Genomic DNA, 14,976 nt, shown 5'->3' with positions numbered 1-14,976 from the left:
TTCACCTTACAAGGACGGGTACCAAAGGGCCGTTTGTTCCGCCTGCCAGACCGGTGGTGGTGCAGGGACTGTCGAGATCGCTGGCATTGCCTCGGAACTCGAGGTAAATGTCCTCTTTGATCGGATTGGAAATTGGCTGAAGCATCAGCATGCAGGCGAAATTGACCACATTGCCTGCGGTATTCACGACAGGTGTCAGTACAAGGCGGCGGTCTGCGCCATAGCTTTGGAGTTGTGCGGAGCTAACAGCAGTTTCATTGCTCCCATTAATGGGGCAGCTGGGGCTGCAAGGAGTAAACGACTGGCGCTGCGTTATGAAGTTGGGGATGCCGCCTTGAGCTGGGCCGTTGTAGGCGTTGAACTTGCTGGGCCAGTTTGTGGCGGTGTAGATATAGCCCGTGTAATCAGGGCGACTTACGGTTGGGCCATTGGTCGCATTTAGAGCACCCTTGTAAATACCAAAGCGGTGATTCCAATATTCAAAAACAGAGGTTTTCACGCCGCTGGTGCCGATAGGAAGAGGAGGATACTCGGAGCTACAGTATTTCCCCTCCATTTCTGCCCATGTTTCGGTAGCGCTCGTCGATCCGTCCAGATTGGCCCAGCCGAAGTCGCTACCACTGCTTCCTGACTTGCTGAGCGCGATGATCCAGTCGCCCTTGTTGAGGGTCGTAAATTTGGACTGCTTCAACTGCACCGGGATTGGGCAGGAACTTTGGGCAACACTTCGTGTGGCCACGGCCCTCGCACCTACGGTGCCTGTATTGGGCCAGGTGGCGCTATCGCCGGTAAAGGCACCCATGGCTTGCAGCAGCCAGAGCTTGATGCTGTTCATGGTGTATTTGCACTCGACATACCGTGCATCTTTGGCGAGGGTAGTCTGTGCATATGTCTTGTCGCGAAAGATCCCTACATCGCTGGCGGTGATCTTGCCAACGCCGTTCCAGCTTGCGGATTGCAGATTAGCGTTGTTGCTGTTGCCCGCCGCCATGCCTGCGCTCTGGGCGCGCGTGATGGCGTCAGATTGACCATTGAGTTCTCGTGCCGCTGCCAGCGCGCAGCTGTCCATGGCCGTCTGCAGTTCGGTCTTGACGATAAACAGCCGGCCCAAATCCAATGCAATGCCCATAAAGCCCAGCAGGAACAGCATGAACAGGGCAAAGGTAATCAGAAAGGCACCATGCTGCCGCCGCTGTGCGGCAGAACCACGCATGGGCCGGGCTTTGGACCTGAGGTGTGGGTGGTTTCTCATGATGTGTTTTGAAAGGAGTGGTTGGCTGGAGAGCCATGACGGACGAGACGACCGCCATGGCATATCTGTGGATAGAGTTAGGTGCAGCTGGCCGAGTTGGTCAGGCAAGCCTTGACTTTGGTGAGCCAATCATTGAAGAGGGCGTCGCTGATCGAAGATTTCATTAGCAGGATCAAGCCAATGGAGACCACGGCCACAACGAGTGCGTATTCGATGATTTGCGCGCCTTCTTCATCCTGGATAAAGGCTTGCAGGGAATGGCCAAAATGCTGAGTGATGCTGTTCATGGTGATACCTCAAAGTTGGGTCGACGACTCCATGCTGGCGCTATAGCGCGGCGCCAGAACCACGCATGTGCCGGGTTGTGGTCCAGTAGTGCGGGCTGTTTTCATGGTGCAATGCGCCTCGATCGGTTCTTTGCTAATGGCCATGACAGTTAGCGCGGCTGCGTCATGGCTCACCTCTCAATACAGTTAGGTGCAGCTAGCCGAGTTGGTCAGACAAGCCTTGACTTTGGTGAGCCAATCAGTGAAGAGGGCGTTGCCTATGGAAGACTTCATCAGAAGAATCAGTCCGATGGACACTACGGCTACGACGAGCGCGTATTCGATGATCTGCGCACCTTCTTCATCCTGGACAAAGGATTGCAGGGAATGGCCAAATTGCTGAGCGATGCTGTTCATGGTGATACCTCTAAAGTGAGTAACGGATCGAAAACATCTACACGGGTTGGGTGCCGGTTTACTGGGCCGGCGGTAAGTGGCGTGCAAGGCCGCGATGCGATCTGTTCTCCTTTCAAATTCAATGGTGTGGAACTGATGAACTGATATCTGGAGATTCCAAGGACTAGGGCGTACCGCCGCTGCCTCCTCCTGCACCGCCGCTTTGGTTGCCGGTCAGCGAGCCGCCAATATTGATGACATTGACTGCCTGCGGTGGCGTTTTAAAGCTGCGCTCATAGCGCTCCATGGTGTGCGCTGCGGCTCGACCGTCCATGCCAGTGGTTCCATCAACACCGACGCCAGGAGTCTTGCCCGCTTGCGGGTCTATGGTCATCTGCAGGCGGGCGCTGCGTACGGCTTCGCCAAAGCGGGCGTCGTAGTTGGGGGTTGTGCTGCCGCAGCCCGCCAGCAGGGCGGCGAGGGCCACGGGAAATAGGATGCTGCGTTCGGTCATGGCTTGACTCCGGTTCAGGTGGGCGGATTCAGAGGGGCGGGACGGTCGACAGAGGGCTCGACCGGTGCCGGTGCTTGCAGCTCCTGGGGCGCTGCGGCTGGTGCCGGCATCGGTGTGGCTGCGCCGGCAGGCATGGCAGATGCAGGTGCCGTCTTCTCTGCGGGCGCGGGCTTGGAGCTCTCCAGTGCGCCGTTCAGATAGACCTCGGCGCGTGAGGGCACCACATGGTTGTCGGTGGGCACCCTGGGGGCTTCGGCCAGAGCCTGTACCAGGCGCGGCGTGATGATGAACATCAGCTCGGTCTGATCGGTCTGGAACTCGGTGCTGCGGGCCAGCGCGCCGAGAACCGGTATTTCCCCCAGCCCCGGAAAGCGTTTGACGGCCTCGGTGATATTGTTTTTGATGAGGCCGGCAATGACCAGACTTTGCCCGTCATTGAGCTGCACCGTGGTGTCTGCGCGTCGCACCGAAAGCGAGGGAATGACGGAGGTGACGCCATTGATGGCGGTGAAGGGTGAGCCTGTCTGAGACAGGTCGGACACTTCTGAGACCAGCTTGAGATTGACGCGTGAGCCACCCAGTACGGTGGGCGTGAACTTGACGCCGATGCCGAACTCTTTTTCCTCCAGCGTCATCACTGGCACGCCAGTGGTATTGCTCTGTGCCACGGGAATAAAGATCTTGCCGCCCGAGAGAAAGCTGGCCTGTTGGCCGCTGATGGCCATGATGTTGGGCTCGGCCAGAATACGCACCAGACCGTCGTCTTTTTGGCCGTCAATGCTGATTGAGCCTTTGCCTATGCGCATGGCGCTCAGCAGTCCGCCGCCGCCACTCAGGAAGTTGGAGGCGATGGAGAATGTATTCATGCCATTGCTGGTGATGCGCTGGCCCGCAAGACTGGCACCGAGCTTGTCGAGCAATGTCTTGCTGACCTCGGCAATCTTGACTTCCAGCATCACCTGGTGAGGTGAAGTGGTGCGCAGCAGGTTGACGATCTTCTTGCTGTCGCTGTAGGCGCCGGCGAGCGTCACCACATCGTCCAGGCGCAGCGGATTGCTGATCTCTCCGCTCAGGACCAGGGCATTGTCGGCGCCCTGGACGCGGATGCTGCGCTCCTCCGGCATGAGCTCGCTGAGCTTGGCCTGCAGCGGACCCGGGTCCATGGTGACGATCACGTCCTTGATGAAGCAGGCACCCTGGGCGTTTTGCAGGATGACGTTCATGGAGCCGGACTTGCGGCCGCGAAAGAACAGATCCCTGGGGCTGAGCAACTGCACTTCGATATCGCCCATGCCGTTCTGTACTTGCATCTGGGGCTGTGCGTTGGCGGCTGCCTGGCCGGCTCCCGGTGTCTGGCCGCTGACCAGGATGCGCGCCATGGGCGAGTTCAGCGGGATGACCACGGATTTACCCAGCGTGACCGTGGTCGGGTCCTCTGTGTGAATGGCCGTGCAGTTCCTGGCGGGCAGGGTGGTGCGTGGAGCTGCGGGAGCGGCCGCAGCCACAGGGCCGGGCTGGGCAGGTGTGCCCGCAGACTGGGCCAGCACAGGTGCTGAGCTGGCGAGCAGCATGCTAGCTGCCAGATATAGGTGATGGTGTTGCACGGCCGACCTCTCTGAGTGGTTACGGTAGAAGATCAGAAGCAGTTGAGAGTTCGAGCGCCGCCCTGGATCACTTCGACACAGGTGGCTGTCGAAGCCTGGGGTGCGGGCCTGGCTCGCTGCATCACGGGTTTGGCGGGTGCTGCGACCTTGACGGGGGCAGGCACAGGCTCAGGTGTTCCAAACAGCTGGTGCTTGGTGATGCCGACGGTGCTGGTCGGATCCTTGTCGATCTGGTTGCGCAGCACCAGTGAAAGATTGCCGACGCTGCGTGCGAGATCGAGCTTTTCGGCATCACCGGGGCTCAGCTCGAGGGTGACGGCGCTCACCACCTTGGGCTTGGTTTCGTCGCGGTCGGCTTCCTGGGCCACGGCCAGGACCAGCACGTTTTCAAGTACGGTCTTGCTGATCTGGCGCGAATCCTCCATCTTGCCGGCCTGCTCCTGCTGGGCATTGACCACCACATCCACGTAGTTGCCGGGCAGGGCGAAGCCCGCTACACCGACCACATCGTTGACGCGCACCGTCATGGCCCGCTTGCCCGGAGCGATGACGGCTGCCAGTCCGCCCTTGGTGCCGACCGGTGCCAGCTTGCCTTCGAGCACGGCCTCGCCGCGCAGCACGCCGACCTTGACCACTCGGTCCTGCAGCTGCTGCATGTCATGGAAAGAGCCGTCTGGTATGGAGCCCCGCGGCCAGTCGACGGTGTTGAGCATGTTCGGCAAAATCTTGCCGCCCAGCGGAATGTCGGTGGCAGCAACGACCACCTTGTCGGCGTCCAGGCTGCCGCGCTGGGCGACCCAGTTGGCGGCGTAGACTGCGGCCGCCAGACTGGCCAGTACGGCGAGGACAAACAGACCCAAAGCTTTGAGGTTTTTCATGGGAGGCTCCCGCTATGCCGTGATGTAAGTGACTAGACCCAGGTGAACTGCCGAGCGACCAGGAACGCCAGGGTTCCCAGGGCGATGCTGACGCCGTAAGGCAGCTTGCCTACCGAATGCGCCGAGCTGGAGCGGGCATCGGGAGCGATCCCTGCCGCGACATTGATGTAGAGCAACTGGACGGCCTCGGCAGAGTTGCGCAGCAGCTTGCCGGCCATGCGGTGCCAGAGTGCGTAGCTGATGGCAGCCACACCGCCGGTGATGAAGATAAAGATCACGGCCTGCCAGGTGGCTTCGGGTCCGATAAAGCTGCCGACCATGGCCATCAGCTTGACGTCGCCGCCGCCCATGGCATGCACCAGATACAGCGGCAGCATCATGGCCAGACCCAGCGCCATGCCGCCCAGCGCCCAGAAAAAGCCGCCGCTATGGGGGTGGTGGGCCAGCAGGCCATAGAGCAGGGCCAGGGTGATGCCACCAAAAGTCAGGCGATTGGGGATGCGCCGTGTGCGCAGATCGCTGATGCTGGCAGCCAGCAGGAGCAGCAGCAGCATCAGCGAGCGCGGCTCGGTGAACAGGCCGGCCATCAACTCGGATGCTGCGCTGAGTTCGGAAGAGGTCATGGTCAAACTCCAGTCCTGTGTTCAGCGAATCCTGTTTGGGCCTCAGAGTTGACGCTGGCTGTTCGCTGCGTTCAGCTCATCTGACTGATGTCTGCAGGATTCGGGCGATGTGTGACTAAATACAATTTTTCTATCAACTTCATTATTTTGTTTAATTTTGTAGAAATACTATTCCTATAGAAATCGCTTATCAATATCTGATCTCGTAAGATTTTTTCTAATCTGCATGAGGTGCAAATGTGACGCCGTTGTAGGTTGCGTAAGCAGTGGTCTCATACGCTTGCTGACGCAGATCGGCCCACAGTCGGAGCCGGCTACGGAGGGCGCTCGCAAGGCCTTGCCTGGCGCCCGCGCGCACGGCAGCCGGGGAGGCGGCAGAGACGCTGACACGGCTTGAAGAAAGGCCGGGCCCGTTGGAGCCCGTTGGAGCCTGGTAGGTGCTGAAATGTGCTGTGGGCGTTACCCATGTTCCGCCACCTGAAGTGCCCGCTGCTGCATGGCGGGGCAGGCCCGGGCGTCGGCATCACGGCTCGGGGGCAAGGCCGTCGTGGGACTGAGTAGCCGCTTTTAGGGATGAGGCCGGGGTAGTCCTGGGCAAGCTGCTGCCCGGCAGGAGGCCGGCATTTTTCCTCCTGGCCTGCTGGCAGCGGTACTGACGACGGTTTGCTGCGAGCGTTGATCCGGTCTTCAGTCCACACCCGCTCGGTGCATTCACAGGGTGGTGATGCTATATAAAATATAGCTTTTAGCGCTTTTTCTGAATGGATTTCAAGGTGAAAGTAACTCTATTCCATTGCCTGTAATGCGATACATGCTACTGTTTTGAAAGCTGTTTTGATGACTGTCTTGATAGCTGTCTGGAGGCGGAAAACACCGTTGCAGCTTCAGGCCGCCAGCGCAGCTTCAGGCGTTTGCCCTGCGCTGGCTGTGCAGGCCCAGCAGCACCAGCACGACGGCCACCAGCGGCAGCATGCCGATATTGATGCCGTTCCAGCCAGCGCTGTGCAGCAGCTGGCCCGATCCGAACGAGGCCACGGCCACCGTGCCGAAGACCAGGAAGTCATTGAGTGCCTGCACCTTGGCGCGCTCCGAAGGGCGGTAACACTCGGTCAGCAGCGCCGTGGCACCGATGAAGCCGAAGTTCCAGCCCACGCCCAGCAAAATCAGCGAGCCCCAGAAGTGGAAGATATCCAGGCCCATCAAGGCCAGCACGCCGGCCGCGCCTATCATCAGCAGGCCCAGAGCGGTCACGGGCCGCTTGCCATAACGCGCAATCAGCTTGCCGGTAAAAAAGCTGGGCACGAACATGGCCAGCACATGCCATTGGATGCCCATGGCGGCTTCGCCCACGCTGTGGCCGCAGCCCACCATGGCCATGGGTGCAGCGGTCATCAAAAACGCCATCAGTCCGTAGCTGACCACACCGGCCGCGCAGGCCACGACGAACTGGGGCGTGCGGGCAATTTCGCCCAGCGGCCTGGCGTCGTCAGCCACGGCCTTTTTGCTCTGAGGCGGCGGCAGACGCAGGCCCATGAGCAGAGGCAGGGCCAGCAAGGCCAGCGCCGCCTGGCTGTAGAAGCTGCCGGCAAACGGGGTGGCAGGCAGGGCGTCGCGCGTCCAGATCACCACCTGCGGGCCGATGATGGCGGCAATCAGGCCGCCGATCATCACGCGCGAAATGGCCTTGGCCTGTTGCGCGGGCTCGCTCACCATATCGGTGGCGGCGAAGCGGTAGCTCTGCACGCAGGCCGCATAAAAGCCGGCCAGCGCCGTGCCGATGCAGAAAGTGACGAAGTCGCTGTGCGCAATGCCTTGCGCGGCGACCACGCCGGAGATCACGCCCAAAATGGCACCCAGCACATAGGCCGCGCGGCGGCCCATGCGGTTCATGATCCAGGCGGCTGGCAGGGTGGACAGCGCCAGCCCGAGCTGGTAGATGCTGACCGGCAAGGTGGACGCCGTAGGGTTGGACGACAGCTGCTGCCCGACCAGGCCGCCCAGTGAGATGATGATGGGCGGAGAGGCTCCCCCCAGGGACTGGGCTGCGACCAGCAGGCCCATATTGCGGCTTTGTTGTGTGTTGTTGTCTGTTTGCATAAATCGCTTCGGCTGTCCATGCTTGTGCGCAGATTTGTCACATCTTGCAGCATTCATATTGGCCGCACATTAAAAGGTCTGCTGCGGGCATGATGCGGATACGAGCCTGGTTATCGAAGTGAATGGAAGTGAGATATGACGTTGAAATGCCTGACTGGCCGGGCTGCGTGCCTGAACATCGCTATGGCGCTCATGAGCTCTACCTCGATGGCGCATGCCGAGACGGCAGACACCTTGCATGAAGCGGTGGTCTGGTCGGCGAGCTATCGCGGCGAGATCGCCGGCAAGGCCGTCAAGCTGGAGTTGTGGCGGCTGGGCGGTGCCGTCGGCGGCAGCTATTGCTATGAACCCTGCAATCGGCCCGGCGCCACGCTGGATCTGGAAGGCTCGGCAAGCGGACAGCTGACCGAGACGCCGATGGCGGGAGTAAGCGATCCCAGGCCGTCGGGCCGCTGGTCGCTGGCGGCTTTGCCGGGCATGGCGCCGCCGCGTCTGCAGGGTCAGTGGCAGTCCATGGACGGCAAAAGGCGCTGGCCGGTCCATCTGCTGCGCCAGCCCCCGGATTTTCCCCATGCGCTGCATTATGAGTTGCGCCTGGTGATGAATCAGAAGCTGCGCTCCCTGGCCGACTGCGGAGAACAGATGGAACTGCAGGTGTCTGCCATTCAGGTCTATGAGCAGGGACGCCTGAAGCAAAGCCTGCCGACCGACGCCGTAGGCAGCTGCTGGCTGGTGCAGCCACGCTGGGTGGATGCGAATTTTGATGGCTGGCCGGACCTGACCCAGGCGCTGGTTCTGCCTGCGGGGCCGAATATTGCGCACCGCATCTGGATTTACGACCCGGACACGCAGAAGCTGGTGCTGGGGCCGCAGTCCCTGCAGGACATTAGCTCGCCCGCCTTCGATGGCAAGGCCAGGCGCATCTACAGCGAATGGCGTGCCAGCTGCTGCAGCCATGGCGTGGCCATCTACGCCTGGAAGCCCGAAGGGCCCGAGCTGGTCGAGGAGGCCGCAAGCTATATGCTGCCGGTGCGCAAGGGCGGCAAGCTCATGGCCTGCTATCAGGTGCCGGGCTATGCGCAAGGCCATGTGCGCTGGCCTAGCGGGCTGTACCAGCGCGGCAGCGATCTGAGACTGGCGCAGGAGCCCACTGCCGACTGGTGCGATGCCGATCCTGCCGCCACCATGGGTCACAACGAGGTCCAGGTGCTGGCCGAGCCTAGAGCCGGACAGCCACCCCGGGTCCTCAAGATCTATGGCGCAAGCTACCGCAAGGTCGATACGCCCCAAGGTGCCCGTTACTGCCCCGATATCGCGGTCTTTGATGCCGATGCCCACAAGGTGGTGCGTGTGCTGATGAGCGAGAACGCCGAGCAGGACTGCGAGGCGGAAGATCCCGTTCGGGGACAGCCCTGAAAACGGCTTGGCGCTATGCACGGAAATCGCTTGCTGCTATCTTTTTGAGAAGGTTTGCGTGTTATACAATTTAACCAATTGAGATTCATTCTCAACAAACCTTAGCCACGCACTTCGTTTTAGCCATAGGAGATCGATTGAAAACGAGGTCTACATGGCAACCCCAGTTCGTGGCGGCGCAGGCAAGGCGCCGTCGGCTTCAGCGCTCGCCTCCACGCGGCTCGCTCCATTCGCGCATTGGCTGTCTTCTGCGGCGTGCTGCAGCCCCCGCTCAGCCGTGGGGCTGGCGGTGTTGGTCGTTTTGAGTGCCGGTGCCCAGGCGCAGTCCCAGGTGAAGTCCCAGACGACGGACCCGCAGGAAAAACGCCTGAGCGAAGTCACCGTGTCCGGCAAGCAGGACGGCAGCGCTTTGCCTGCGCTTGCTCCTGGCGCCCAGGTCGCCAAAGGGGCGGCGCTGGGGCTGCTGGGCAATGTGGATGTGATGGATGCTGCTTTCAACATCACTGCCTACTCCGAAGAGCTGATCCGCGACCAGAATGCGGCCACGCTGGCTGCCGTGCTGGAAAACGACTCCTCGGTGCGTTTCACCACCAATACCGGCCATGTCAACGAGAACTATGTGATTCGCGGCTTCGACGTCAACGCCAGCGAAGTGGCTTTCAACGGCCTGTACGGACTGGCACCCGACAGCCATGTGCCGACCGAGATGATCGAGCGCGTGGAACTGCTCAAGGGCCCGGGGGCGCTGCTTGGCGGCATGGCTCCCAATGGAGCGGTGGGCGGCGTGGTGAATGTGGTCAGCAAGAAGCCGCTGGCCGGGGATCTGACGCGGCTGACCACCACTTTCACCTCGGGTTCGCAGTTGCAGGAGCATGTGGATGTGTCGCGGCGCTTCGGCCCCGAGCGCCGCCTGGGAATACGCGTGAACGGCGCGCTGTCCAGCGGGGAAACCGAGGTCGACGATCAGAAGCGCCGCCGCCGCCTGGGCGCCGTGGCGCTGGACTATCAGGGCGATCGCTTCACGCTGGGGCTGGATGCCTATCATTACAAGGTGAACCTGGACAACGGCAGCCCGGTGATGGTGAGCTTTGGCAAGATGAAGAATCTGATCGGCGCGCCCGACGCCAGCAACAATCTGTTTCGCGGCGTCAACACCGAAGTGGAGAACAAGTCGGTGGCGCTGCGCGGCAGTTTCGAGCTGAGCGACAGCTGGCAGCTCTACGGCAGCCTGGGCAAGGCCTGGCATGACTATGCAGGCCAGCCCACGGGCACACGCGTGGTGCTCAATGCCGTGGGCGACGGCTCTGCCGTGGGGCAGACCTATAACCTGCAGGGCTATACCAACAGCACGGCGCTGGACGCGGGTTTGCGCGGGCGCTTCAAGACCGGCGATGTGGGCCATCAGCTGGTGTTCTCGTTCAACGAGCTGCAGCAGCAAAGCGGGCGCGCTCTGCCCATTGTGGTCAGCAGCAGCTACACCACCAATATCTACGATCCGGTGCTGCCGGTTCTGGCCGGACCGCGCAATGCCGTGCGCCAGGAAAACGACAATGTGATTCGCAGCCTTGCCGTGGCCGATACCCTGAGCCTGCTGCAGGACAGGCTGCAGCTGACACTGGGCGCGCGCCACCAGCGCGTGAATCAGAAGATGAAGGGCTACGACGAGAGCGCCGTCACTCCCATGCTGGGCCTGGTGGCCAAGCCCTGGGGCGAGGATCTGTCCTTCTACGCCAATTACATCGAGGGGCTGAGCCCCGGCCTTGAGGTCGGCTCCACCTATGCCAATGCAGGCGAGACATTCGCGCCCTACAAATCCAAGCAGATGGAGGCGGGCGTGAAGTGGCGCCGCGCAGGCTGGACGAATACGCTGTCGCTGTTCCAGATCGAAAAGCCTTCGACCACCATCGATACCGCTGCCAATACCCTCAAGCTCAATGGCGAGCAGCGCAATCGCGGTGTGGAGTGGAATACCTTTGGTGCCGTGAGCTCCAGTTTGCGCGTGCTGGGCGGCATCACGTACCTGCAGCCCAAGCTGACCAGCACCCAGGGCGGCTCCAGCGACGGCCATGATGCATTCGGCGCGGCGCGCTGGGCTGCCAATCTGGCGGCAGACTGGGATGTGCCGGGTGTGGCCGGTCTGGCGCTGAACGCACGCCTGGTGCACACGGGCAAGCAGTGGGTCAACTCGGCCAACACCTTGCGTGCACCGAGCTGGACGCGCTTTGATGTCGGCGCCCGCTACACCACGCGCGTTGCCGACAAGAAGGTGGTCTTGCGCGGTACGGTGGACAACGTCTTTGGTCGCAACTACTGGGCTGGAGCCTTTGCCGACAACTTCCTGACCGTGGGTGCACCGCGCACAGTGCGCATCAGCGCTGCGGTGGACTTCTGAGGCGGAGGACGCATCAATGCATGAAAATCATCGAGGGTTGCCATTGCCATTGCCATTGCCAATCCAGGTGACGGGCCACGGGCCGTCGGGCAAAGGACTGCGTTGCTGGCTTGTTCCAGGTCTGCTGGCCGCAGCCAGCGTCGCCAGCGTCGCTATCGGCGGCCCGGCCGGTGCGGCCCCTCCCTTGCCTGCCGACACCGCTCAGAGCGCGGCCAAGGCGGCCTCTTTGCTTTCGGTGCGGGAGCCGCTGTCCGGCAGGCTCGCGCCGGGACAGGTGCTGAGCCTGCAGCTGCAGGCACCGGCCGGTGCCGTGGTGCGCGGCAATCTGCAGGCGCTGGGCGTGGTGCTGGATGTGCAAACGCCTGACGGGCGCCATCTGCGGCGGCTGAGCCAGGGCGCAGGTGTCGATCATGCATTCACCTGGCAAAGCCGAGGCAGCGTGAAGGAGCGTCTGGTGCTGCGCGCCGATAAGGTCCAGCCCTATGCGTCGGCAGCAGGCGGCATGCCGGTGGTGCAGGACGGGCACAGCGATGCTCCGACCTATGCTGCGCCCAGCCCTGGCGCCTACGAGCTGACGATCACCCAGGTGCTGGTGCCGTTGGCGGCAGGCCATGCGCCTGCGGCAGAGATCGAACCACAGCCGCTGCGCAGCCCCAGGCTCAAGGCCTTGCAGGTGCGGCTGGCGCAGGGCGGCGACAGCCGCGGCTTCTGGCAGGAAATGGAACGCCAGGGCACACCGCTGATCGAGCCCTGGGATGCGGAGCACCAGCTGGTGAGCTTTGTCTGGCGCGGCGCCGGGCAGTCCGTGCGGCTGTTCGGCAGCCCCTCGGGCAATCATGAGCCGCTGCAGCGCCTCGGAAGCAGCGATGTCTGGTGGGCCAGCTTTGTCATGCCCAGGGATGCACGGCTCAGCTATGGTTTTGCGCCCGATGTGCCTGCGGTCTCTGCCGACGCCATGATTCAGCGCCGAGCCATTCTGTCCACCCTGCAGCGCGATCCGCTCAATCGCCACAGCTGGGGGCGGTCTGCGGATCTGCACGCGGTGCAGGATCGCTACGACGGGCGCTCCGTGCTGACACTGGCCAAGGCGCCGCCCCAACCCTGGAGCCAGTCCCGCGCCAGCGTGGCAACTGGCCAGTTGCAGCGTCACTGGCTGGGCAGCCAGGCGCTGGGCAACGGGCGCGACATCTGGATCTACAAGCCGCAGGGCTGGCAGCAGGCCGATGCGGCTGGGCGTTCCCTGCTGGTGCTGTTCGACGCCCAGGCCTATCTGCGCCAGGTTCCCACGCCCGCCATCATCGACAACCTGATGGCCGACGGCCTGCTGCCTGCAACGGCCGTCGTGCTGGTGGCCAATGGCGCAGGCGACGCGCGCAGCCGCGAGCTGCCGCCCAACCCGGTGTTTGCCGATTTCATGGGCCGGCAACTCATGCCCTGGCTCAAGGCACAGGGCATAGCGGCCGGACCTGAGCGCACGGTGATTGCAGGATCGAGCTATGGCGGCCTGGCTTCAAGCTATGTGGCGCTGCGCTATCCGCAGTGGTTTGGCAATGTGCTCAGTCTTTCGGGCTCCTACTGGTGGGCTCCCAAGGGCGAGTCGCCCAACTGGCTGGCCCGCCAGTATCAGCAATCGCCGCAGCTGCCGATACGCTTTTACCTGGATGCCGGCATTTACGAGGGAACTCGTGGCGGGCAGGCAGGCATACGCGAAACCAGCCAGGAGCTGGGCGATGTGCTGCGCGCCAAGGGCAACAAGGTCGTGCAGCGTGTGCACAGCAGCGGTCATGACTATGTGCACTGGCAGGGGTCGCTGGCCTGCGGGCTGCTGGCGCTGACGGGGCGCGAACCATCGACCGAGAGGCTCAGGGAGCAGGTCGCACAGGCTTGCGGGCTCTGAGTCCGGGAGGTACGAAAAAAAGGGGCCTGAGGCCCCTTTTTTGCTTTGCGCCTGAGGCACTTGCTGGTCAAGCGCTGCAGGCTTTCGATTCAAGCTCTTACCTTACTTGAGCTTGTTGCCGCATTCGCCGCAGAACAGGTCATTGGCAGCCACGGGAGCGCTGCAGGCGGGGCAGCTTGGCGCTGCCTGGGTCTGGCGGGCTTTCTCGGCGGCCTCTGCTTCGGCGCGGACACGGGCTGCTTCACGCTCTGCGGCCTGCTGTTCGGCCTGTGCCTTCAGGCGCTGAGCCTCGGCTTGCTGACGTGCTTCTTCGGCAGCCTGGGCTGCGGCGCGTTCCTCTGCGGCCTGGGCTTGGGCACGCTGGTGTGCGGCCAGTTCCTGGGCTTCGGCAGCAGCACGCTCGCGCGCCTGCTGTTCGGCAAACGCCTGTTCGGTGGATAGCGCTGTGGCGGCAGTCAGAGCTGCGGCAGCCGATGCTGCGCCAGCCGATGCTGCGCCAGCCGATGCTGCGGCAGCCGGCGCTGCGCCAGCGCTGGCATTGCTGTCGGTGGCGGGCGGGGTGTCGGTGGCGGATGGCTTGGCCGTGGCTTCCTGCAGGCGCTCGCTGGCAGCCTGCTTAGCGCGCTCGGCCGCAGCCATGGTGCGTTCTGCGGCAGCCATGGTCTGGGCCTTGGCTTCCTCGGCTTTTTTGCGCACATCGCCAATCAGGCTGTCCAGTGCACCCTCGGCCTCGGAAGGGTCCACGCTTTCACGAGCCTGCAGATAGATCAGGTTCATGCCCATGATGGCCACCTGGGCCAGCAGTGCGCCCACCACGCAGTAGAGAACGCCCAGGCCGGCGATGAGGCCGGTGCTGCCGCCACCCATCATGCCCATGGGATTGAAGCCACCGCCGTAACCACGGCCGTAGCCGCCACCCATGAACATGCCGGCCATGGAGCCGGCATCTCCGGTAATGCTCATGGCCATCCCGGTCAGGGAGACGGTGGCAGGCACCAGTCCGGCAAACAGCATGAAGCAGACCAGGCCCAAAATGACATAGAGCACGACCTCCATCAGAACCACTTCGACCAGGCGCTTGCGCGCGATGCTCAGCACATTGGCCAGCGCAGCCTTGACGGACAGGCCGCTCCATAGCGCAGGGCCCATCAGCGGGCCGACGACCCAGATCATGGCGATCAGCAAGGCCGCAGCGACCAGCACCAGAATCGGGTGGACCACAAAGGCCAGAATGCCGCCGAGCACGGGAATCTTGCAGATGAAGTAGATGACGGCAGCCATCAGGTAGTAAGCCAGCGTGGCAACAAATATCGCCAGACCGACCAGTAGGAATTTGGGAAGGCACAGCAGGCCGGCCGATGCCGCCGCCGAGAAGGAACGTACGGGCTCGTTTTTGGCCTTGTCCATGAGCATGATGCCGACGCCTGAAGAGCCGGCCAGCAGCGCGATGACGGCCGCCAGCATGAAGATCAGGTACATGAAGAAGCCGGCCTTGACCAGCATCCAGGCCGCGCCTGCTATCAGTGCGCCGGTGACCAGCAGCGTCAGAAAGCACAGCAGCAGCGGTCGCCACTGAGTCAGCCCTTCGGCAGCTCTGGCAAGGGTGGCAAAACGTATTTCTCCCAGGGGTTGCTCTCTCAT

At 62.5% G+C, this 14,976-nt stretch carries 12 protein-coding genes; 3 read left to right on the top strand and 9 right to left on the bottom strand.

The features are described 5' to 3' along the window. Window position 1: 1 nt before the first annotated feature. From QYQ99_RS01225 to QYQ99_RS01190, 8 genes are all read right to left on the bottom strand, one after another. On the bottom strand, window positions 2-1,213 hold the full coding sequence (locus tag QYQ99_RS01225; RefSeq protein WP_302091064.1) for a pilus assembly protein TadG-related protein: 1,212 nt from the start codon (window positions 1,211-1,213) through the stop codon (window positions 2-4). A 116-nt stretch (window positions 1,214-1,329) separates the two neighbouring features. Beyond that, a complete protein-coding gene (locus tag QYQ99_RS01220) occupies window positions 1,330-1,539 on the bottom strand; it encodes a Flp family type IVb pilin (RefSeq protein ID WP_114862404.1) in 210 nt (69 codons plus the stop codon). A 186-nt stretch (window positions 1,540-1,725) separates the two neighbouring features. After that, the gene (locus QYQ99_RS01215) at window positions 1,726-1,935 is read right to left on the bottom strand and encodes a Flp family type IVb pilin (protein ID WP_302091063.1); all 210 of its coding nucleotides are present in this window, start codon (window positions 1,933-1,935) and stop codon (window positions 1,726-1,728) included. A 163-nt stretch (window positions 1,936-2,098) separates the two neighbouring features. Further along, window positions 2,099-2,428 (bottom strand): hypothetical protein, encoded by a 330-nt coding sequence (locus QYQ99_RS01210; protein ID WP_302091062.1) that lies wholly within the window; start codon window positions 2,426-2,428, stop codon window positions 2,099-2,101. 14 nt (window positions 2,429-2,442) lie between these two features. Next, a complete protein-coding gene (locus tag QYQ99_RS01205; RefSeq protein WP_302091061.1) occupies window positions 2,443-3,999 on the bottom strand; it encodes a type II and III secretion system protein family protein in 1,557 nt (518 codons plus the stop codon). A gap of 65 nt (window positions 4,000-4,064) precedes the next feature. Then, on the bottom strand, window positions 4,065-4,910 hold the full coding sequence (cpaB, locus tag QYQ99_RS01200) for a Flp pilus assembly protein CpaB (protein ID WP_302091060.1): 846 nt from the start codon (window positions 4,908-4,910) through the stop codon (window positions 4,065-4,067). Window positions 4,911-4,942: 32 nt separating this feature from the next. Then, a complete protein-coding gene (locus QYQ99_RS01195) occupies window positions 4,943-5,533 on the bottom strand; it encodes an A24 family peptidase (RefSeq protein WP_302091059.1) in 591 nt (196 codons plus the stop codon). Window positions 5,534-6,436: 903 nt separating this feature from the next. Further along, on the bottom strand, window positions 6,437-7,630 hold the full coding sequence (locus QYQ99_RS01190) for an MFS transporter (RefSeq protein ID WP_302091058.1): 1,194 nt from the start codon (window positions 7,628-7,630) through the stop codon (window positions 6,437-6,439). A 135-nt stretch (window positions 7,631-7,765) separates the two neighbouring features. Between QYQ99_RS01190 and QYQ99_RS01185 the strand changes: the two genes are divergently transcribed. From QYQ99_RS01185 to QYQ99_RS01175, 3 genes are all read left to right on the top strand, one after another. Then, window positions 7,766-9,046, top strand: a complete 1,281-nt coding sequence (locus QYQ99_RS01185) for an XAC2610-related protein (protein WP_302091057.1) — start codon at window positions 7,766-7,768, stop codon at window positions 9,044-9,046. Window positions 9,047-9,200: 154 nt separating this feature from the next. Next, window positions 9,201-11,438, top strand: a complete 2,238-nt coding sequence (locus tag QYQ99_RS01180) for a TonB-dependent receptor (RefSeq protein ID WP_302091056.1) — start codon at window positions 9,201-9,203, stop codon at window positions 11,436-11,438. 16 nt (window positions 11,439-11,454) lie between these two features. Then, complete coding sequence (locus QYQ99_RS01175) at window positions 11,455-13,335, top strand: enterochelin esterase domain-containing protein (protein WP_302091055.1); 1,881 nt, start codon at window positions 11,455-11,457, stop codon at window positions 13,333-13,335. A 102-nt stretch (window positions 13,336-13,437) separates the two neighbouring features. Here QYQ99_RS01175 and QYQ99_RS01170 read toward each other — a convergent pair whose 3' ends face one another. Then, entirely contained in the window at window positions 13,438-14,976 is a 1,539-nt protein-coding gene (locus tag QYQ99_RS01170; RefSeq protein WP_302091054.1) for a zinc ribbon domain-containing protein, read from the bottom strand.

Source organism: Comamonas testosteroni (assembly GCF_030505195.1).
Taxonomy (GTDB): domain Bacteria; phylum Pseudomonadota; class Gammaproteobacteria; order Burkholderiales; family Burkholderiaceae_C; genus Comamonas; species Comamonas testosteroni_G.
Note: the sequence above shows the minus strand (reverse complement) of the source record. Positions and strands in the feature narration are given on the sequence as shown.